16 protein-coding genes and 3 tRNA genes are annotated in these 17,820 nt (G+C 72.5%); 4 read left to right on the forward strand and 15 right to left on the reverse strand.

From position 1 onward, the window contains the following. Nucleotides 1-15: 15 nt before the first annotated feature. From ACIF6L_RS01155 to ACIF6L_RS01175, 5 genes are all read right to left on the reverse strand, one after another. Nucleotides 16-438: a MaoC family dehydratase gene (locus tag ACIF6L_RS01155; protein WP_329488178.1), complete on the reverse strand. Its 423-nt coding sequence runs from the start codon at nucleotides 436-438 to the stop codon at nucleotides 16-18. 4 nt (nucleotides 439-442) lie between these two features. Continuing rightward, entirely contained in the window at nucleotides 443-901 is a 459-nt protein-coding gene (locus ACIF6L_RS01160) for a MaoC family dehydratase N-terminal domain-containing protein (RefSeq protein WP_329488179.1), read from the reverse strand. 115 nt (nucleotides 902-1,016) lie between these two features. Beyond that, nucleotides 1,017-1,181: a 50S ribosomal protein L33 gene (gene rpmG / locus ACIF6L_RS01165; protein WP_006604855.1), complete on the reverse strand. Its 165-nt coding sequence runs from the start codon at nucleotides 1,179-1,181 to the stop codon at nucleotides 1,017-1,019. A gap of 83 nt (nucleotides 1,182-1,264) precedes the next feature. After that, nucleotides 1,265-1,337: transfer RNA gene (locus ACIF6L_RS01170), tRNA-Met, on the reverse strand. A gap of 43 nt (nucleotides 1,338-1,380) precedes the next feature. Further along, a tRNA-Thr gene (locus ACIF6L_RS01175) sits at nucleotides 1,381-1,453 on the reverse strand. Nucleotides 1,454-1,707: 254 nt separating this feature from the next. Between ACIF6L_RS01175 and ACIF6L_RS01180 the strand changes: the two genes are divergently transcribed. Beyond that, entirely contained in the window at nucleotides 1,708-2,979 is a 1,272-nt protein-coding gene (locus ACIF6L_RS01180; RefSeq protein WP_359803437.1) for a hydrolase, read from the forward strand. A 303-nt stretch (nucleotides 2,980-3,282) separates the two neighbouring features. Here the strand turns inward: ACIF6L_RS01180 and ACIF6L_RS01185 are convergent, their stop codons facing one another. From ACIF6L_RS01185 to ACIF6L_RS01215, 7 genes are all read right to left on the reverse strand, one after another. Next, a complete protein-coding gene (locus ACIF6L_RS01185) occupies nucleotides 3,283-3,957 on the reverse strand; it encodes a response regulator (protein WP_396485680.1) in 675 nt (224 codons plus the stop codon). Beyond that, nucleotides 3,954-6,503: an ATP-binding protein gene (locus tag ACIF6L_RS01190; RefSeq protein ID WP_396485682.1), complete on the reverse strand. Its 2,550-nt coding sequence runs from the start codon at nucleotides 6,501-6,503 to the stop codon at nucleotides 3,954-3,956. The genes ACIF6L_RS01185 and ACIF6L_RS01190 overlap by 4 nt, the downstream gene beginning before the upstream one ends. Nucleotides 6,504-6,683: 180 nt before the next feature. Beyond that, on the reverse strand, nucleotides 6,684-7,313 hold the full coding sequence (kdpC, locus tag ACIF6L_RS01195) for a potassium-transporting ATPase subunit KdpC (RefSeq protein ID WP_396485684.1): 630 nt from the start codon (nucleotides 7,311-7,313) through the stop codon (nucleotides 6,684-6,686). A gap of 15 nt (nucleotides 7,314-7,328) precedes the next feature. Further along, on the reverse strand, nucleotides 7,329-9,446 hold the full coding sequence (gene kdpB / locus ACIF6L_RS01200) for a potassium-transporting ATPase subunit KdpB (protein ID WP_359803429.1): 2,118 nt from the start codon (nucleotides 9,444-9,446) through the stop codon (nucleotides 7,329-7,331). Further along, entirely contained in the window at nucleotides 9,446-11,107 is a 1,662-nt protein-coding gene (gene kdpA / locus ACIF6L_RS01205; RefSeq protein ID WP_396485687.1) for a potassium-transporting ATPase subunit KdpA, read from the reverse strand. The genes kdpB and kdpA overlap by 1 nt, the downstream gene beginning before the upstream one ends. A 1-nt stretch (nucleotide 11,108) precedes the next feature. After that, complete coding sequence (kdpF, locus tag ACIF6L_RS01210) at nucleotides 11,109-11,198, reverse strand: K(+)-transporting ATPase subunit F (protein ID WP_238863773.1); 90 nt, start codon at nucleotides 11,196-11,198, stop codon at nucleotides 11,109-11,111. Nucleotides 11,199-11,603: 405 nt separating this feature from the next. Continuing rightward, complete coding sequence (locus ACIF6L_RS01215; RefSeq protein WP_359803425.1) at nucleotides 11,604-13,682, reverse strand: APC family permease; 2,079 nt, start codon at nucleotides 13,680-13,682, stop codon at nucleotides 11,604-11,606. 529 nt (nucleotides 13,683-14,211) lie between these two features. Here ACIF6L_RS01215 and ACIF6L_RS01220 point away from each other — a divergent pair. Both ACIF6L_RS01220 and ACIF6L_RS01225 read left to right on the forward strand, forming a co-directional pair. After that, on the forward strand, nucleotides 14,212-14,886 hold the full coding sequence (locus ACIF6L_RS01220) for an HAD family hydrolase (RefSeq protein ID WP_396485689.1): 675 nt from the start codon (nucleotides 14,212-14,214) through the stop codon (nucleotides 14,884-14,886). Nucleotides 14,887-14,935: 49 nt separating this feature from the next. Beyond that, nucleotides 14,936-15,103 (forward strand): hypothetical protein, encoded by a 168-nt coding sequence (locus tag ACIF6L_RS01225; RefSeq protein WP_396485691.1) that lies wholly within the window; start codon nucleotides 14,936-14,938, stop codon nucleotides 15,101-15,103. Between the two features lie 164 nt (nucleotides 15,104-15,267). On the opposite strand, the gene ACIF6L_RS01230 is transcribed toward ACIF6L_RS01225, so the two are convergent. Continuing rightward, nucleotides 15,268-15,348 (reverse strand) — tRNA-Tyr (locus tag ACIF6L_RS01230). A 216-nt stretch (nucleotides 15,349-15,564) separates the two neighbouring features. Here ACIF6L_RS01230 and ACIF6L_RS01235 point away from each other — a divergent pair. Continuing rightward, a complete protein-coding gene (locus ACIF6L_RS01235) occupies nucleotides 15,565-16,053 on the forward strand; it encodes a YajQ family cyclic di-GMP-binding protein (protein WP_329488198.1) in 489 nt (162 codons plus the stop codon). A gap of 75 nt (nucleotides 16,054-16,128) precedes the next feature. On the opposite strand, the gene ACIF6L_RS01240 is transcribed toward ACIF6L_RS01235, so the two are convergent. Together ACIF6L_RS01240 and ACIF6L_RS01245 are read right to left on the reverse strand one after the other, a co-directional pair. After that, nucleotides 16,129-16,812, reverse strand: a complete 684-nt coding sequence (locus ACIF6L_RS01240) for a hypothetical protein (protein ID WP_396485693.1) — start codon at nucleotides 16,810-16,812, stop codon at nucleotides 16,129-16,131. Nucleotides 16,813-16,907: 95 nt separating this feature from the next. After that, entirely contained in the window at nucleotides 16,908-17,408 is a 501-nt protein-coding gene (locus tag ACIF6L_RS01245) for a hypothetical protein (protein ID WP_359803380.1), read from the reverse strand. Nucleotides 17,409-17,820: the final 412 nt, after the last annotated feature.

The raw sequence follows: 17,820 nt of genomic DNA on the forward strand, positions 1-17,820 counted from the left end.
TCAGGCTCCGGGCGCTCAGGCCAGCCGGACGACGGCGCGGGACATGCCCAGCACCTTCAGGCCGCCGAAGGTCGCCAGCAGGTCGACCTGCACCTTCCGGTCGTCCAGCAGCTTGGCGACCTTGCCGGTCACCTCGATCACGGAGCCGACGCCGTCGTTGGGCACCGTCACCGGCCGGGTGAAGCGCACGCCGTACTCGACCACCGCGCCCGGGTCGCCGACCCAGTCGGTGACCACCCGGACCGCCTCGGCCATGGTGAACATGCCGTGCGCGATGACGTCGGGCAGGCCGACCTCCAGCGCGAACTTCTCGTTCCAGTGGATCGGGTTGAAGTCCCCGGAGGCGCCCGCGTACTGCACCAGCGTGGCGCGCGTCACGGGGAAGGACCGCGCCGGCAGCTCGGTGCCGACCGCGACCTCGTCGTAGCTGATCGCCATGGTGTTACTCCCCCGCCTCGTCGGCGGCCCGGGCCACCAGGGTCATGACCGACGTCACCACGTGCTCGCCGGTCGCGTCCGTCACCTCGCCGCGCACCGTGAGCACGTCGTTGCCCGCGAGCGACTTGATGTTGTCGATGGTCACCGCGACGGAGAGCCGGTCGCCGGCCCGCACCGGGCGGGTGTAGACGAACTTCTGGTCACCGTGCACCACGCGGCTGTAGTCCAGGCCCAGCTGCGGGTCCTCCACCACCTGGCCGGCGGCCCGGTAGGTGAGCACGAACGGGAAGGTCGGCGGGGCGATGACGTCCGGGTGGCCGAACGCCTTGGCCGCCTCCGGGTCGGTGTACGCCGGGTTGGCGTCGCCCACGGCGACGGCGAACTCGCGGATCTTCTCCCGGCCGACCTCGTACGGCTCGGTGGGCGGGTACGTCCGCCCGATGAAGGAGGGGTCGAGTGCCATGGCAGCTCCTCAAGAGCGCGGTGAATGACGAAAAGACTCCGGGCCGCACCCTGTGAGGGGTACGGCCCGGAGTCGTAGACCTGTGATCACACAGGCCCGCGGACACGCGACAGGGTCAGCGGGTCTCGCGGTGCGCGGTGTGCGAGTTGCAGCGGGGGCAGTGCTTCTTCATCTCAAGACGGTCCGGGTCGTTACGCCGGTTCTTCTTGGTGATGTAGTTCCGCTCCTTGCACTCCACGCAGGCCAGCGTGATCTTCGGGCGGACATCGGTGGCAGCCACGGGAGTGCCTTCCTTGGACATTGAATAAGAACACAACAAGAGTAGCCGACCGGGAGTGCGATCTCCCGACCGACTACGCGGGGTAGCGGTGACCGGACTTGAACCGGTGACACAGCGATTATGAGCCGCTTGCTCTACCAACTGAGCTACACCGCCACAGTGATCCGGAGCACAGCCGAAGCTGACTCCTTCTCACCAGAGCCCCCATGCGGAATCGAACCGCAGACCTTCTCCTTACCATGGAGACGCTCTACCGACTGAGCTATAGGGGCGAACGAGGAAGAGATTACACGTTCCGCGCCCAGAGGTGAAATCCGTATCCCGGCGCGAAGACCGCAGGTGGGCGAGGTGCACGGGCGAGCGATCGAAGGCAGGGCGTTCGATCGGCCCCGGTGGGGCGCGGCCCGACCCGATACGACTATTGCCCGCGTCCCCGCACCCCGTGCCCCCGCGCCATAGGCTCGTCGCTCATTGATCGGGACGGGCCGGGGATCCGCACCGGCCGGCGCGAGGGAGGAACCGGGCGATGGACAGCGCACCCTCCGACGGGCCCCACCCCGGGTCCGGGCCGGCCGCCAACCCGCTGGGGCACGGCCCCGTCCTGCTGCTCACCGACGCCCGGCTCGCCGACGGCCGGGTGGTGGACGTACGGATCAGCGGCGACCGGATCCAGGCCGTCGGCACCACCGGCAGCCTCGGCCCGCTGCCGGCCCTGCCCGGTGCCCCCACCACGACCACCGGGGCCCGGATCGACCTCAAGGGCTATCTGCTGCTGCCGGCCCCCGCCGAGGCGCACGCCCACTACGACGTCGCCTTCTCGGCCGCGCTGCCCGCACCGCCGCCGGAGACCTCCGGCGACCTGACCCGCCGGGTCACCGAGGCCGCGCTCACCTCGCTGGGCTACGGCGCCACCGCGCAGCGCACCCACGTCCGGATCGGCGACGTGCACGGGCTGCGCCGGCTGGAGGCGGTGCTCACCGCCCGGCAGGCGCTGCGCGGCCTGGCGGAGCTGCAGGCGGTCGCGATGCCCCGGCTGCTCACCGGTCTGGCCGGCGCGGACGGCCGGGCCCAGCTGCGCGACGCGCTCAAGCTCGGCGCCACCGCGGCCGGCGGCTGTCCGGAGCTGGACCCTGACCCGGCCGGGTACGTCCAGGTGCTGCTGGAGGCCGCCCGGGAGGCGGACTGCCCGGTGGACCTGCACACCACCGGGGCCGACGCGGCGCAGCTGGCCCGGCTGGCGAGCGCGCTCGCCCCGCTGCGGCCCCGGGTGGTGCTCGGCCCGTGCGGCGCGCTGGCGCCGGGCGGGCCGGCGGTGCTGGCCAGCAGCGGCGTCCGGGTGGTCTGCCTGCCGCAGAACGGCGGCTGCAGCGGTCTGGAGGGCCGGGCGGCCGGGATGCGGCCGGGGCTGCCGCGGGAGCTGGCGCAGGCCCGGGTACCGCTCTCGGCCGGCAGCGGCTCGCTGCGGGACCCGGCCAACCCGGTGGGCCGGGCCGATCCGCTGGAGGCCGCCTACCTGCTGGCGGCGAGCGGGGTGCTGGACGTGGAGGAGGCGTACGACGCGGTGGCCAACCAGGCCCGGGCGGCGCTCGGGCTGCCGCCGGTCCGGGTGGACGCCGGGTTCCCGGCGGAGCTGCTGGCGGTGCGCGGGGACAGCCTGGCGGGGGCGCTCGCGGGCGGGCACAGCCGGCTGGTGGTGCACAGCGGGCGGATCGTCAGCCGGACCAGTGCCGTGCGGGAGTTCGCCGACACGGTGGCGCTGGCGCTGCCGCGGCAGTCGGGGAGCACGGGCGGGGGCTGAGCGGCGGGCCGGCGGCGGCCCGACCGGGGCAGCTGAGCAGGGCCGAGCAGGGCAGCCGAGCAGGGCCGAGCGGGTGACAGGGGCGCGCGTCGTTGGTCGCGCGCCCCTCCCCCACCGGTCGGCCGCCGAGGCGGCGGAGCGGTCCCGGCATCCCCCACATGGAGCAGGGCCGCTCGCTCACCGACGACGCTACGCCCGCCGACCGCCCCGTCCGGCCCGTCCTGACGCCCTCCTGTCGCCCGGCGGCCCACCTTTGACGCTCCGTTGACGCGCGGCCGTCGGGGCGCCGCCGCCGTCCCGGCGTCAGGGCTCGTACCGGTAGCCGAGACCGGGCTCGGTGATCAGGTGGCGCGGCCGGGCCGGATCGCGTTCCAGCTTGCGGCGCAGCCCCGCCAGGTAGACCCGCAGGTAGTTGCCGCGCTCCTCCTGCGCCGGGCCCCAGACCTCGCGCAGGATCCGCCGGCCGGGCACCAGGCGGCCGGGGTCGGCGAGCAGCAGCGCCAGGATCCGCCACTCGGTGGGGGTGAGCCGGACCGGGCCGTCCGGGCCGGTCACGGTGGTGGCGGCGAGGTCGACGGTGTGGGCGCCGATCACCCGCGCGGCCGGGGCCGGGCCGCCCGGCGGACGGCGCAGGACGGCGCGCAGCCGGGCCAGCAGTTCCTCCATCAGGAACGGCTTGGTGAGGTAGTCGTCGGCGCCGGCGTCCAGGGCGCCCACCTTGTCGGCCGCGCCGGTGCGGCCGGAGAGCACGATGATCGGTACGGCGCTGCGGCTGCGCAGGCCCCGGATGACCTCCAGGCCGTCCAGGTCGGGCAGGCCCAGGTCGAGCAGGACGGCGTCGGGCGAGGTCCGGGCGGCGCGGTCCAGGGCCTCGCCGCCGCTGGCGGCCGTCCGGACGGCGTACCGGCGGGCGCTCAGGTTGATCCGCAGGGTACGCAGCAGCGCCGGTTCGTCGTCGACGATCAGGATCTCGCTCATGCGGGCGCTCCTCCCGGGTGGGCGGCGGGCAGGGTGAGCAGCATGGTGGTGCCGCCGCCGGGGGTGTCCTCGACCTCCAGGCCGCCGCCCATGGCCTCGGCGAGGCCGCGGGAGAGGGCGAGGCCGAGGCCGACGCCGGTGGTGTTGTCGGTGTCGCCGAGGCGCTGGAAGGGCAGGAAGACGCGGTCGCGGTCCTCGGCGGCGATGCCGGGGCCACGGTCGATCACCCTGACCTCGACCCGGTCGCCGAGGTGGCTGGCGGCGACCAGGACCGGAGTGCCGGGGGCGGTGTGGCGCAGGGCGTTGGCGATGACGTTGGCCAGGACGCGCTCCAGCAGCGGCGGGTCGACCAGGACGGCCGGGACGCCCTCCTCGATGTCGAACGTGAGGTCGAGCGGCCGTACCGGCGCGTACGGGTCGGGGAGGGTGTCCAGGGCCCGGGGCAGGATCTCGTCCAGGTGGGTCTCGGCGAGGTGGAGGGTGAGGGCCCCGGCCTGGAGGCGGCTCATGTCGAGCAGGTTGTCCACCAGCCGGGTGAGCTTGACCAGGGACTCGTCGGCGGTGGCCAGGAGTTCGGCCCGGTCCTCGGCGGAGAACTCGACGTCGGGGCTGCGCAGCGAGCCGACCGAGGCCAGGGCGGCGGCCAGCGGGGTGCGCAGGTCGTGGCTGACGGCGGCGAGCAGGGCGGTGCGCATCCGGTCGGCGGCCCTGATCGGTTCGACCTCGGCGGCCGCCACGGCGAGCCGGTCGCGCTCCAGCGCGGCGGCCACGTGGGCGGCGAACGCGGTGAGGACGCGCTGGTCGGCGGCGGGCAGCCGGCGGCCGGTGAGCGCCAGCAGGGCATCGGCGCCGACCGGGACCTCGGTGGTCCCGCCGGGCCCGGCGGGCCCGCCCTCGCCGTCGCAGCGGGCCAGCACCGCGCCGCCGGTGCGTTCCAGCAGGGCGACGGAGTCCATCCCGAAGGCCGTCCGGGACTTCTCCAGCAGGGCGGGCAGGGCGTCGGCGCCGCGCAGCACGCTGCCGGCCAGGGTGGAGAGGGTCTCGGCCTCGGCGGTGGCCCGGGCGGCCCGGGTGGTGAGCCGGCCCGCGTGGTCGACCACGGTGGAGACGGTGAGCGCGACGGCGGCGAACACCAGCAGGGCGACGAGATTGTTGGTCTCGCCGATGGTCAGGGTGTGCAGGGGCGGGATGAAGAAGTAGTTCAGCAGCAGCGAGGCGACGAGGGAGGCCAGCAGGGCCGAGGTGGCGCCGCCGAGCAGGGCGACGACGACCACGCCCAGCTGGAAGATCAGCGCGTCGGTGGTCAGGTTGACGGTGCCGTGGGACTGCGAGAGGCCGGCCGTCAGCAGCCAGGGCAGCACGAGTCCGGCGGCGTAGCCGGCGACGGTGCGGCGCCTGGAGTGGCGGCGGCCGAGCGGGGGCAGCCGGCCGCGGCCGGTGAACGCGTGGGTGACCATGTGGACGTCGATGTCCTCGGAGGCGTCCACGGTGGTCTCGCCGATGCCGGGGCCGGTGAGGAGCCGGGTGATCCGGCCGCGCCGGCTGGTGCCGAGGACGAGCTGGGTGGCGTCGTGGGCGCGGGCGAAGGCCAGCAGCGCGGTGGGGATGTCGTCGCCGACCACCACGTGGTAGCTGCCGCCCAGCGCCTCCACCAGCTGCCGCTGCTGGGCGAGCGCCCCCGAGGACGCCCCGGCCAGGCCGTCGCTGCGGGTGACGTGCACGGCGAGCAGGTCGCCGCCCGCCGTGCGGTCGGCGATCCGGGCGGCGCGGCGGATCAGCGTCTCGCCCTCGGGGCCGCCGGTGAGGGCGACCACCACCCGCTCGCGGGTCTCCCAGACGCGGTCGATGCGGTGGCTGGCCCGGTAGTCGCGCAGCCCCTCGTCGACCCGCCCGGCCACCCAGAGCAGGGCGAGCTCGCGCAGGGCGGTGAGATTGCCGACCCGGAAGTAGTTCGAGAGCGCGGCGTCCACTTTCTCCGCCCGGTAGACGTTGCCGTGGGCCATCCGGCGGCGCAGCGCCTGGGGGGCCATGTCGACGAGTTCGATCTGGTCGGCCCGGCGGACCACCTCGTCCGGGACGGTCTCGCGCTGGGGGATGCCGGTGATCTTCTGGACGACGTCGTTCAGCGATTCCAGGTGCTGGACGTTGACGGTGGTGATGACGTCGATCCCGGCGGCCAGCAGCTCCTCGACGTCCTGCCAGCGCTTGGCGTGCCGGCCGCCCGGGACGTTGGTGTGCGCGAGCTCGTCCACCAGCACCAGGGAGGGGTGGCGGGCGAGCAGCGCGTCGAGGTCCATCTCCTCGAACTCGGCGTCCCGGTAGAGCCGTCGGGCCCGGGGAGCGACGTCCAGGCCGTCGAGCATGGCCTCGGTGTGGCGGCGGCCGTGGCACTCGATGTAGCCGACCACCACCTCCGCGCCGCGGTCCTGTCTGCGCCTGGCCTCGTCCAGCATCCGGTAGGTCTTGCCGACACCGGGGGCGGAACCGAGGTACACCCTCAGCCGGCCGCGGCGGGGGCCGGTGCCGGGGGCGAGGTCGCGGGCCATGGGCGCTGCTCTTTCGTCTTCGTACGGGGGGTCGGGAAGTTACGTCTTTCGTCTTCGTACGGGGTCGGGGCGTGGTGCTTTCGTCTTCGTACGGGGGTCGGGGCGTACGGCGGCCGACCCGGGCGCGGGGTGGTGCCCCGGCCCGGGTCGGCCTGTCTCACGGCGCTGCCCGCCTGGTCGTCACTTCTGGTGTGTCAGAGCCGTGTTGAGAAGGACGATGTTGACTCCCGGCTGGCCGAGGAAGCCCAGCGAGCGGCCCTCGGTGTACCTGTCGATCAGCTTCTCCACCGTCTCCACCGGCAGGTTCCGGGCCCCGGCGACCCGGGCGGCCTGCTCCTCGGCGTAGGCGACCGAGATGTGCGGGTCGAGGCCCGAGCCGGAGGCGGTGACCGCGTCCATCGGCACCTTCGCCGGGTCGACGCCGTCGAACGCGGCGACCGCGGCGCGGCGGTCCTCGATCGCCTCGGCGAGGTCCCCGCTGTTCGGGCCCAGGTTGGAGGCGCCGGAGCTCTTCGGGTCGTACCCGCCGGCGGAGGGCCGGGGCTGGAACCACTTCGGGTCCGGCCGGGCCGCCTCGTTCTCGTCGCCGAGGTTCCGCTTGGGCAGGTCGAAGGTCTGGCCCAGCAGACTGGAGCCGACCTCCTTGCCGTCGGCCCTCACGATCGAGCCGTCGGCCTTGTCGGCGAAGGCGACCTGGCCGATGCCGGTGACCAGCAGTGGGTAGGCGAGGCCGAGGATCACCGTCATCACCAGCAGCATCCGCAGTGCGGTGAGGTGCGTGCGCACGGTGGTGGGCAGGGGCTTGGACATCTGGGTTCTCCTCTCTCAGCTCAGGCCGGGGACGAACTGGACGACGAGGTCGATCAGCTTGATCCCGACGAAGGGGACGACCAGACCGCCGAAGCCGTAGACCCCGAGGTTGCGGCGCAGCAGGGAACTCGCCTCCGACGGGCGGTACTTGACCCCGCGCAGGGCGAGCGGGATCAGGCCGACGATGACCAGGGCGTTGAAGACGATCGCCGAGGTGATCGCGGACTGCGGGCTGTGCAGGCCCATGATGTTGAGCCTGTCCAGGCCCGGGTAGACCGCCGCGAACATCGCCGGGATGATCGCGAAGTACTTCGCGACGTCGTTGGCGATCGAGAAGGTGGTGAGCGCGCCGCGGGTGATCAGGAGCTGCTTGCCGATCTCGACGATCTCGATCAGCTTGGTGGGGTTGGAGTCCAGGTCGACCATGTTGCCGGCCTCCTTGGCCGCCATGGTCCCGGTGTTCATCGCGACGCCGACATCGGCCTGGGCGAGGGCGGGGGCGTCGTTGGTGCCGTCGCCGGTCATCGCGACCAGCTTGCCGCCCGCCTGCTCCTTCTTGATCAGGGCCATCTTGTCCTCGGGGGTGGCCTCGGCGAGGAAGTCGTCCACGCCCGCCTCCTCCGCGATCGCCCTGGCGGTCAGCGGGTTGTCGCCGGTGATCATGATGGTCTTGATGCCCATCCGGCGCAGCTCGTCGAACCGCTCCCGCATGCCCTCCTTGACCACGTCCTTGAGGTGGATGACGCCCAGCACCCGGGCCGGGGCCGAGGCCGTACGCGTCGCCACCACCAGCGGTGTGCCGCCGGCCGCCGAGATGCCGTCGACCAGGGCGGAGACCTCGTCGGTGACCGTGCCGCCGTGGCCGGTGACCCAGAGGGTGACCGCGGCGGCCGCGCCCTTGCGGATCTGGTGGACCCCGTCGGCCTCGTCCAGGTCGACGCCGGACATCCGGGTCTGCGCGGTGAACGGCACCCAGGTGGCGTGCGTCAACTCGCCCTGGGCACGCGCCCGCAGACCGTAGTCCGTCTTGGCGAGGACGACGATCGAGCGGCCCTCCGGCGTCTCGTCCGCGAGGGACGACAGCTGCGCCGCGTCCGCGAGGTCCCCGATGCCCACACCCTGGGCCGGCTGGAACTCGGCGGCCTGGCGGTTGCCGAGGGTGATGGTGCCGGTCTTGTCGAGCAGCAGCGTGTTGACGTCACCCGCCGCCTCGACGGCCCGGCCGGACATCGCCAGCACGTTGCGCTGGACCAGCCGGTCCATGCCCGCGATGCCGATCGCCGACAGCAGCGCGCCGATGGTGGTCGGGATGAGCGCCACGATCAGGGCGACCAGCACGATCATCGACTGCGGCGCACCCGCGTAGGTGGCCATCGGCTGGAGCGTGACGACCGCGATCAGGAAGACGATCGTCAGCGAGGCCAGCAGGATGTTGAGCGCGATCTCGTTCGGCGTCTTCTGCCGGGCCGCGCCCTCGACCAGGGCGATCATCCGGTCGATGAACGACTTGCCGGGCTCGGAGGCGATCTTCACCACGATCCGGTCGGAGAGCACCTTGGTGCCACCGGTAACCGCGCTGCGGTCACCGCCCGACTCGCGGATCACCGGCGCGGACTCACCCGTGATCGCCGACTCGTCCACCGAGGCGACCCCCTCGACGACGTCGCCGTCGCCGGGGATGATCTGCCCGGCCTCGACCACCACGTGGTCGCCCAGGCACAGCGCCGTCCCCGGCACCTCCTCCTCGGCCCGGCTCGCCGGCCAGTCGGTGAGCCGCCGGGCCATGGTGTCCGTCTTGGTCCTGCGCAGGGTGTCCGCCTGCGCCTTCCCGCGGCCCTCGGCCACCGCCTCGGCCAGGTTGGCGAAGACGGTGGTCAGCCAGAGCCAGACGGTGATCGACCAGGCGAAGACGGACGGGTCGGCGATCGCGGCGATCGTGGTCACGACCGAGCCGACCTCGACCACGAACATCACCGGGTTCCTGACCATCACCCGGGGATCGAGCTTCTTCACCGCGTCGGGCAGCGACGCGACGATCAGCTTCGGGTCCAGCAGTCCGCCGGAGACCCTGTGCGGCGCCGCCGCGGGCGCCTGCGGCTGCGCGGCCGGCTTGTCGGTAAGGGTGGAGGACATCAGGAGAGACCTTCCGCGATCGGCCCGAGAGCCAGGGCCGGGAAGTAGGTGAGACCGACGACGATCAGGACGACGCCCGACAGCAGGCCCACGAACAGCGGCTTGTGGGTGGGCAGGGTGCCCGGGGTGGCGGGGACGGGCTGCTGGCTCGCGAGCGAGCCGGCCAGCGCCAGGACGAAGACCATCGGCAGGAACCGGCCGAACACCATCGCCAGTCCGATCGCGGTGTCGTACCAGTCGGTGTTCACCGTGATCCCGGCGAACGCCGAACCGTTGTTGTTCGCGCCCGAGGTGAACGCGTACAGCACCTCGGAGAAGCCGTGCGCACCGGAGTTGAGCATCCCGGCCCGCTCACCGGGCAGCGCCATCGCCACCCCGGTGCCGACCAGCACCAGCGTCGGCGTGGTCAGGATGTAGAGCGAGGCGAACTTCATCTCCCGCCCGCCCAGCTTCTTGCCCAGGTACTCCGGGGTGCGGCCGACCATCAGACCGGCCACGAAGACCGCGACGATCGCCAGCACCAGCATCCCGTACAGGCCCGAACCGGTGCCGCCGGGCGCGATCTCGCCCAGCATCATGTTGAACATCGTCAGCCCGCCGCCGAACGGCGAGTACGAGTCGTGGAAGGAGTTCACCGCACCAGTCGAGGTGAGCGTCGTCGAGGCCGCGAACAGGCTGGACGCCGCGATGCCGAACCGCTGCTCCTTGCCCTCCATCGCGCCGCCGGCCGCCTGCATCGCGGTACCGGAGTGCCGGGCCTCGGAGAGGGTGATCAGCGCGACCGAGGCGACCCAGAACAGGCCCATCACCGCGACGATCGCGTAGCCCTGCCGGTGGTCCCCCACCATCTTCCCGAAGGCGCGCGGCAGCGCGAACGGGATCAGCAGGATCAGGAACACCTGCAGCAGGTTGGTGAACCCGGTGGGGTTTTCGAACGGGTGCGCCGAGTTGGCGTTGTAGAAGCCGCCGCCGTTGGTGCCCAGCAGCTTGATGACCTCCTGCGAGGCCACCGCCCCGCCCGGGACCGCCTGCGGGTCGCCCGCCAGGGTGGTCACCTCGTGGAACCCGTGGAAGTTCTGCACCACCCCGTTCGCCACCAGGACCAGCGCGAAGACGATCGAGACCGGCAGCAGCAGCCGCAGCGTGATCCGGGTCAGGTCGACCCAGAAGTTGCCCACCCGGTCCGTCCGGTTGCGGGTGAAGCCCCGGATCAGCGCGGCCACCACGGCGATGCCGACGGCGGCGGAGACGAAGTTCTGCACCGCCAGGCCCGCCATCTGCGCCAGGTGCCCCATCGCGGACTCGCCGCTGTAGGACTGCCAGTTGGTGTTGGCGGTGAAGGAGATCGCGGTGTTCCACGCCTGGTGCCCCGACATCTGCGGGACACCGAGGCTCAGCAGCAGGTGTCCCTGGAGCCGGATCAGGCCGTAGAGGAAGAGCACCGAGACGGCCGAGAAGGCCAGCACCGAACGCAGGTAGACCGGCCAGCGCTGGTCGGCGTCGCCGTCCACGCCGACGACCTTGTACAGGCCGCGCTCCGCTCTGAGGTGCTTGGACGTGGTCAGGATCCGGGCGACGTAGTCGCCCAGGGGCCGGTAGCACAGGGCCAGCGCGCCCACCAGGGCGACGACCTGCGACCAGCCCGCGAGAACGGAACCCATGTCAGAACTTCTCCGGGTAGATCAGCGCGACGACGAGGTAGCCGACGAGGGCGACGGCCACGATGAGACCTGCGACGTTCTCGGCGCTCACAGCTTCTCCACCCCCCGCGCGATCAGGGCGATGACGGCGAACACGGCGACCGTGACACCGACGTGGATGAGATCGGACATGGGCTCCACCACAGTGGTTCGGAGGTGGCCGCGGCCCGCCCCCTGCGGGCGGTCGACGCGGCACCGGCGGTGGGCCGGCCTCGCCAGCCAACCGCGCCTACGGACCGTCACCGCCGTTCTTGACGCCCTCCATACGGCGCCCGTTCGATTGTTGACGGGCTCCATACGGTGACTCCACGCGGCGCCCCTCACGCCTCGCCCGTCGCACTGCCGGGCGTCCCTCGGGACGGCCGCGCGGATACGCCGAGAGCCCCGGACCGCGTGGTCCGGGGCTCTCGGCGTGCTCCGGGTTCCGGCGTGGTCCGGGGCTCTCGGCGGCGACGCCTCAGGCGTTCTCGGGCGCCGGCAGCCGCTCGTACTCCGACCGCGTCGCCGGCTCGCCGCGGCGGACCGCGCCGGGGGCCCGGCGGGAGGGGTGGTGCGCCTTGCTGGAGGAGGTCAGCTGCCACGGCACGCTGATCACCATCACGCCCGGGGTGAAGAGCAGCCTGCTCTTCAGCCAGAGCGCCGACTGGTTGTGCAGCAGGTGCTCCCACCAGCGCCCGACCACGTACTCGGGGATGAAGACGGCCACCGCGTCCCGGGGGCTGGTCCGGCGGTACTCGCGCACGTACGCCACCACCGGCTTGGTGATCTCCCGGTACGGCGAGTCCAGCACCTTCAGCGGCACCCGGACGTCCAGTTCGCCCCACTGCCGCTCCAGTTCGCCGGTCGCCTCCCGCTCCACCGCCACGGTCAGCGCCTCCAGCGAGTCCGGCCGGAACGCCTCGGCGTAGCCGAGCGCCCGCAGGGTGGGCTTGTGCAGCTTGGAGACCAGCACGATCCCGTGCACCTGGGAGGGGCGCACCGAGTCGGCCTCCGGGTCGTCCACCGCCAGTTCCTCGGCGACGCGGTCGTAGTGCCGGCGGATGCCCCGCATCATCACCCAGAGCACCACCGCCGCGACCACGGCCAGCCAGGCGCCCTGGGTGAACTTGGTGAGCAGCACGATGACCAGCACCAGCGCGGTGGTGACCGCGCCGAAGGCGTTGATCACCCGGGCGCGCTGGGCCGGGCCGCGCACGCCCGGCTCGGTCTCGGTGCGCAGCACCCGGTTCCAGTGCTTCACCATGCCGATCTGGGAGAGCGTGAAGGAGGTGAAGACACCCAGGATGTAGAGGTGGATCAGGCTGGTGACGTCCGCCTCGTACAGCCAGAGCAGCCCGCCGGCCACCACCGCGAGGGCGATGATGCCGTTGGAGAAGGCCAGGCGGTCACCGCGGGTGTGCATCTGCCGGGGCAGGTAGCGGTGTTCGGCCAGGATCGAGGCCAGCAGCGGGAAGCCGTTGAAGGCGGTGTTGGCTGCCAGGATCAGCACCAGCGCGGTGACGGCCTGGATGAAGTAGAAGAGGAAGCTCCGGTCGCCACCGAAGATCGCGGCCGCCAGCTGGGCGATCACGGTCTGCTGCGGCGCGGTGTGGCAGTCCCCCGCGAAGCCGGTCAACGTGCAGGCGTCGTCGGCGATGTGGACCTTGGACATCAGCGCCAGCGCGGTGATGCCGACGAACATGACCACGGCCGTGGTGCCCATCACGGCCATCGTGGCGGCGGCGTTCCTCGACTTGGGCGCCCGGAAGGCCGGTACGCCGTTGGAGATCGCCTCCACGCCCGTCAGTGCCGTGCAGCCGGAGGCGAACGCCCGCAGGCCCAGCATCAGCAGACCGAGGCCGGCCAGGGTGTCCTTGCCGTCCACCGGCAGGATCCCGTACGAGGCGCTGGCCGCCACCGGGGTGTCCCCGAAGAGCGCCTTGACCAGTCCGGTGACCACCATGAGCAGCATGCCGCCGATGAACAGGTACGTCGGCGCGGCGAAGGCCTTGCCGGACTCCCGGACCCCGCGCAGGTTCATCGCCGCGAGCAGCACGACGAAGGCGACCGCCAGTTCGACCCGGTGGTCTGCCAGCGAGGGCAGCGCCGAGATGATGTTGTCGACGCCCGAGGCCACCGACACCGCGACCGTCATCACGTAGTCGACCAGCAGCGAAGCCGCCACCACCAGGCCCGAGTTGGCGCCGAGGTTGCGGGACACCACCTCGTACGAGCCGCCGCCGCTCGGGTAGGCGTGGACGACCTGGCGGTAGGACATCACCACGACCGCCATCAGCGCGACCACACCGGCCGCGACCCACGGGGTCAGGTACAGGAAGGCGGTGCCACCGACGGTGAGCACCAGCAGGATCTCCTGGGTCGCGTAGGCGACCGAGGAGAGCGGGTCGGAAGCGAAGATCGGCAGCGCCAGCCGCTTGGGGAGCAGCGTCTCGCCCAGCTCCTCGCTGCGCATGGCTCGGCCGATCACTAGGCGCTTGAGCGCCTGGGGCAGGTTGAACACATGGGCGAGCGTAAGGGCGGAAAACGGACCGTCCATGGGCCCGAGCGGAGTACCGCGAGCGCCGGACACGCCCTTTGGGCGGGGTGTTCCCGCAGGTGGAAACCGCTATGGGGAGCATGCTCCGAGCGGCTCGGAGGCGTTTCGGGGGCATCAAGGGGGGCCGTTAAGACATCGTCAAGATATGACGATCGGATAGGACATTTACGGCATAGGCTCTTAATTACCCCCATTGGCGAGCCGCTCCTGAGGCACCGCTCCCCGGCCGCTACATCCGCATCCGCAGCCGGCAGGCCACCGCGTCGGTGTGCCGGGGCCGCGCCGCTCGTTGACACCTCGCAGGGGGTTCCTGCGCGGGGTGGGCGGGCCGATGTCCCGGCGGGCGCCGGTTGGGAAGACGATCAGCTCGGACGGAGGACTCCCGGCGCGCCTGGGCACGTCCGGAACTTCTCGGCGGGGAGGCTGAACGGCCCGGCCCCACCCCTCGGAGAACACTCTGCTGCCCCCAGGAAGCAATTGCAAGTAATGCGCAATAATGTCGATCCCTCCGGCGGGCTACGCTCCGCGCATGGATCACCACTCTCCGCAGGCGAGTCCGCTCCTCCTCATCGACCTCGACCACACCCTGGTCGAACGCGACGGCGGCACCGACGCCTGGGCCACCGCGTTCTGCACCGCCCACGCCCTCCCCCTGGACACCGCACCCACCATCGTCACGCTGGTGCGCGCCGACCGCTCCCCGGCCGGCTTCGCCGGGATCGCCGCCCGCTACGGCCTCCGGCAGTCCGGCGAGGCCCTCTGGGAGGAACACGTCGCCCACGAGGCCGCCCGCACCCACCCGATCCCGGGCGTCCCCGCCGCCCTCACCGCCCTGCGCGAAGCCGGCTGGACCATCGGCGTCGTCACCAACGGCTACACCGACGTCCAGCGCGCCAAACTCGCCCGGACCGGCCTGCTCCCCGCCGTCGACGCCGTCTGCGTCTCCCAGGAGGCCGGCGCCCGCAAGCCCGACCCCGAGATCTTCCGCCTGGCCGCCGCCCGCCTCGGCCGCACCCTCACCCCGGACACCTGGATGGTCGGCAACAACCCCGCCACCGACCTGCTGGGCGCCCACGCCTGCGGCATCCGCTCCATCTGGATCACCCCCACCCCACCTCCGCCGCTCCCCTCGGCCCACCCCACCCCCACCCGCACCGCCCCCGACACCCCCACGGCGGCCGCCCTCCTCCTGACCGCCCCCTGAGCCGCACCGGCCGCCCACCGATGTCGGCCCCCTCGGGCAGGCTTCACCCATGCGCGCACCACGAGTCCAGTGCCCCGCCTGCGGCCGACCGGTCGCCCTGATGCCCACCCGCCGGGCCGGCTACGGCGTCATCCACGACCACAAGAGGGACCGCCGCTCCCTCCTCCTCTGCGAGGCGAGCATGCGACCCCTCCCGCTCTCCCGGGCCACCGCCTAGCAGGACGCCCTCCCCGGCGTCACCCCCGACCCTCCGGCCCCCACGCTCTTCTGACCCCCCGGCACCGCCGAACCGGGACGCCCGCGCCCGAGACTCGCCCCCGGGTACGACAAAACCGGCCCTGAACAACGTTTCCGCTGTTCAGGGCCGGTCTGGTAATCCAGTGGCTGGTGCAGGGTTCGAACCTGCGTAGCTTACGCGGCAGATTTACAGTCTGCTCCCTTTGGCCGCTCGGGCAACCAGCCAGGATTTGGCGCCTCCCGGGGCTTGCCCCGTTCGACTCCGTAAACGATACCTGATGCCGGGGGGTGGTTCGCCACCTGGTTGGTCACGTGATGATCAAAGGATGTGGCGTGGCTGTCGGGGGCGGGGGCGGGGTGGTGCTGGATAGGCTGGGGCTGCGGGCGTCCGGTGGGGCGGGCCGTGTCAGTGAAGTCAGAGCATCAAGGAGACCAACACCCATGGCCGACTCCAGTTTCGACATCGTCTCGAAGGTCGAGTGGCAGGAGGTCGACAACGCGATCAACCAGACCTCGCGTGAGATCGCCACCCGCTTCGACTTCAAGAACGTCGGCGCCGAGATCAGCCGCTCCGGCGAAACGATCGAGATGAAGGCCAGCGGCGAGGAGCGGGTGAAGGCCATTCTGGACGTGCTGCAGAGCAAGTTCATCAAGCGTGGCCTGTCGCTGAAGGCGCTGGACGCCAAGGAGCCCCAGCTGTCCGGCAAGGAGTACAAGATCTTCGCGGACGTGAAGGAGGGCATCTCCCAGGACGATGCCAAGAAGGTCGCGAAGATCATCCGTGACGAGGGCCCGAAGGGCGTCAAGGCCCAGGTCCAGGGCGACGAGCTCCGCGTGACCTCGAAGAGCCGCGACGACCTGCAGACCGTCCAGGCCCTGCTCAAGGGCAAGGACCTCGACTTCGCGCTCCAGTACGTGAACTACCGCTAGTCCCGTCGGGACGCGCAGCGGCGACGGCCCCCGGACACCGTGTGGTGTCCGGGGGCCGTCGTGCCGGGCGGTGGGTCAGGGGCCGGTGAGGCGGGTGACCGTGCCGGTGGTGGTCGCCACGGTGTCGGGGGCCAGAGCCGTGACGGACTGCTGGACGGCGGCCTGGCCCGGCTTGGCGGCCGTGGCGGCGTCGACCAGGGCCTTGGCCTTGGCGCCGAGCGAGGCCAGCCGGTCCTCCAGGGCCTGCGGCGGGAGCGCGGGGGTGGTGGTGCGCGGGGGATCCGCCGCCGGCTGCTGGTCCAGCGGGGCCGGGACCGGCACGGGGGCCGCCGCCGGCGCCGCGGGCAGCTGGGCCAGCAGGTCCTTCGTCGCCGCGTCGAGCGTGGCGATCAGCTGCTGGAGGACGCCGAGGTCGGGGATGCCGGTCGACGGAACGGCGGCCGAGAGCAGGCCGCTGACCAGCTTGAGGACATCGCCCAGGCCGCCCAGCACCCCGAGCGCGGCGGCCGGGTCGGGCACGGCGGCCGGCGCCGCGGCGAGGTCGGGTGCGGCGGGGAGCGCCGGAGCCGGGGCGGAGACCGGCGGGGCCGCGACCGGCGGCACGCCGACCGGCAGGGGGACGTCCGCGAGGAACGCCGGGAGCGAGGTGGCGGGGGTGAGGGCCGCGGCTTCGTTGCCGGCGGCGGTGGCGGACGCCGTGGCGACCGGGGTCAGCGCGATGGCTGCGGTCAGCGCGGCGGCCATCCAAGTGGCACGCATGGGTGATGCTTCCTCTCGATGTGAATCAGGCGAAATGCCTGATTCACACGTTGGGGCAAGCCAGTTGACCCAGCCACCGGGGTACGCCGAACGGTTCACGCCCCGTCGGGAGCGGCCCAGCCGTCGGTGCGGCGGTGGGCGGTCAGGCCGACCGCCTCGAACTCGTCGTGGTGGTGGGCGTCCACGACGCGGGCACCGATGCGCCGCAGGGCGCGGGAGATCGGGGTGCCCTCGGGCGGGCTGGGTTCGAACTCGCCGCTGACGAGCGGGCCCAGGTCGAGCCGGCCGTCGGCCCAGACGGCGGCGCGCTGGGTGCCGCTGCCACCGAAGTAGTCGGCCTCCACGCAGGCGATCGGACCGGCCTTGGACCACGCGGCGAGCCGGCGTTCGAGGCCGTCCGGGAACCAGTCGAAACCGGACTCACCGCCGAACCCGGGCTCACCGCGGCCGAACTGGAGCGCGGACAGGAAGGCGGGGGTGGCCGGTATCAGGGCCAACCCCTGGGCCAGCGGGCTGAGACGGGCGGCCGGGACCTCCGCGGCGGCCACCGCGAGCAGCTCCGCCGAACCGATCAGCGCCTGAAGTTCGTACGACATTCAGTCATCCTGAACCAAGGGACTGACACTCCGCCCGGCATTTACCATTCCGTACCCGGACGGGTAGGGGATGGACGGCGCGGCTCCGGGTTCGGGCGCCCGGGGCAGGCCCCGGGCAGGCCCCGGGCAGGGCCCCGGGCAGGGCCCCGGACGTATCGGACGGCCCGGGCGCATCGGACCGCCGGAGACCGCGGTGCGGCGTGCGGACGGCCCGCGCGGACGGACCAGGCGGTCCTGACCGCCGGAGGCACCGGGACGGCCGACCGGATGACCGACCGGGACGGCCGACCGGACGGCGAACCGGGCACCGGGGCTCCCGCGGGCCAAACCTCCGCCGCGCATCCCTGACAGTCGCTCACCCGAGCGGGCGCACGCCGCATGCGACACCCCCGGCAACCGGGTGAACTGGCCG

The organism is Kitasatospora sp. NPDC086009 (assembly GCF_044540385.1).
Classification (GTDB): domain Bacteria; phylum Actinomycetota; class Actinomycetes; order Streptomycetales; family Streptomycetaceae; genus Kitasatospora.

What these genes read in the sequence shown, in the direction of transcription:
- kdpC (WP_396485684.1), bottom strand. Translation starts at nt 7,313, where the DNA reads ATGTCCAAGCCCCTGCCCACCACCGTGCGCACGCACCTCACCGCACTG.
- ACIF6L_RS01160 (WP_329488179.1), bottom strand. Translation starts at nt 901, where the DNA reads ATGGCACTCGACCCCTCCTTCATCGGGCGGACGTACCCGCCCACCGAG.
- ACIF6L_RS01245 (WP_359803380.1), bottom strand. Translation starts at nt 17,408, where the DNA reads ATGTCGTACGAACTTCAGGCGCTGATCGGTTCGGCGGAGCTGCTCGCG.
- ACIF6L_RS01190 (WP_396485682.1), bottom strand. Translation starts at nt 6,503, where the DNA reads ATGGCCCGCGACCTCGCCCCCGGCACCGGCCCCCGCCGCGGCCGGCTG.
- ACIF6L_RS01180 (WP_359803437.1), top strand. Translation starts at nt 1,708, where the DNA reads ATGGACAGCGCACCCTCCGACGGGCCCCACCCCGGGTCCGGGCCGGCC.
- ACIF6L_RS01225 (WP_396485691.1), top strand. Translation starts at nt 14,936, where the DNA reads ATGCGCGCACCACGAGTCCAGTGCCCCGCCTGCGGCCGACCGGTCGCC.
- ACIF6L_RS01240 (WP_396485693.1), bottom strand. Translation starts at nt 16,812, where the DNA reads ATGCGTGCCACTTGGATGGCCGCCGCGCTGACCGCAGCCATCGCGCTG.
- kdpB (WP_359803429.1), bottom strand. Translation starts at nt 9,446, where the DNA reads ATGTCCTCCACCCTTACCGACAAGCCGGCCGCGCAGCCGCAGGCGCCC.
- ACIF6L_RS01155 (WP_329488178.1), bottom strand. Translation starts at nt 438, where the DNA reads ATGGCGATCAGCTACGACGAGGTCGCGGTCGGCACCGAGCTGCCGGCG.
- ACIF6L_RS01215 (WP_359803425.1), bottom strand. Translation starts at nt 13,682, where the DNA reads ATGGACGGTCCGTTTTCCGCCCTTACGCTCGCCCATGTGTTCAACCTG.
- kdpA (WP_396485687.1), bottom strand. Translation starts at nt 11,107, where the DNA reads ATGGGTTCCGTTCTCGCGGGCTGGTCGCAGGTCGTCGCCCTGGTGGGC.
- ACIF6L_RS01220 (WP_396485689.1), top strand. Translation starts at nt 14,212, where the DNA reads ATGGATCACCACTCTCCGCAGGCGAGTCCGCTCCTCCTCATCGACCTC.
- ACIF6L_RS01185 (WP_396485680.1), bottom strand. Translation starts at nt 3,957, where the DNA reads ATGAGCGAGATCCTGATCGTCGACGACGAACCGGCGCTGCTGCGTACC.
- ACIF6L_RS01235 (WP_329488198.1), top strand. Translation starts at nt 15,565, where the DNA reads ATGGCCGACTCCAGTTTCGACATCGTCTCGAAGGTCGAGTGGCAGGAG.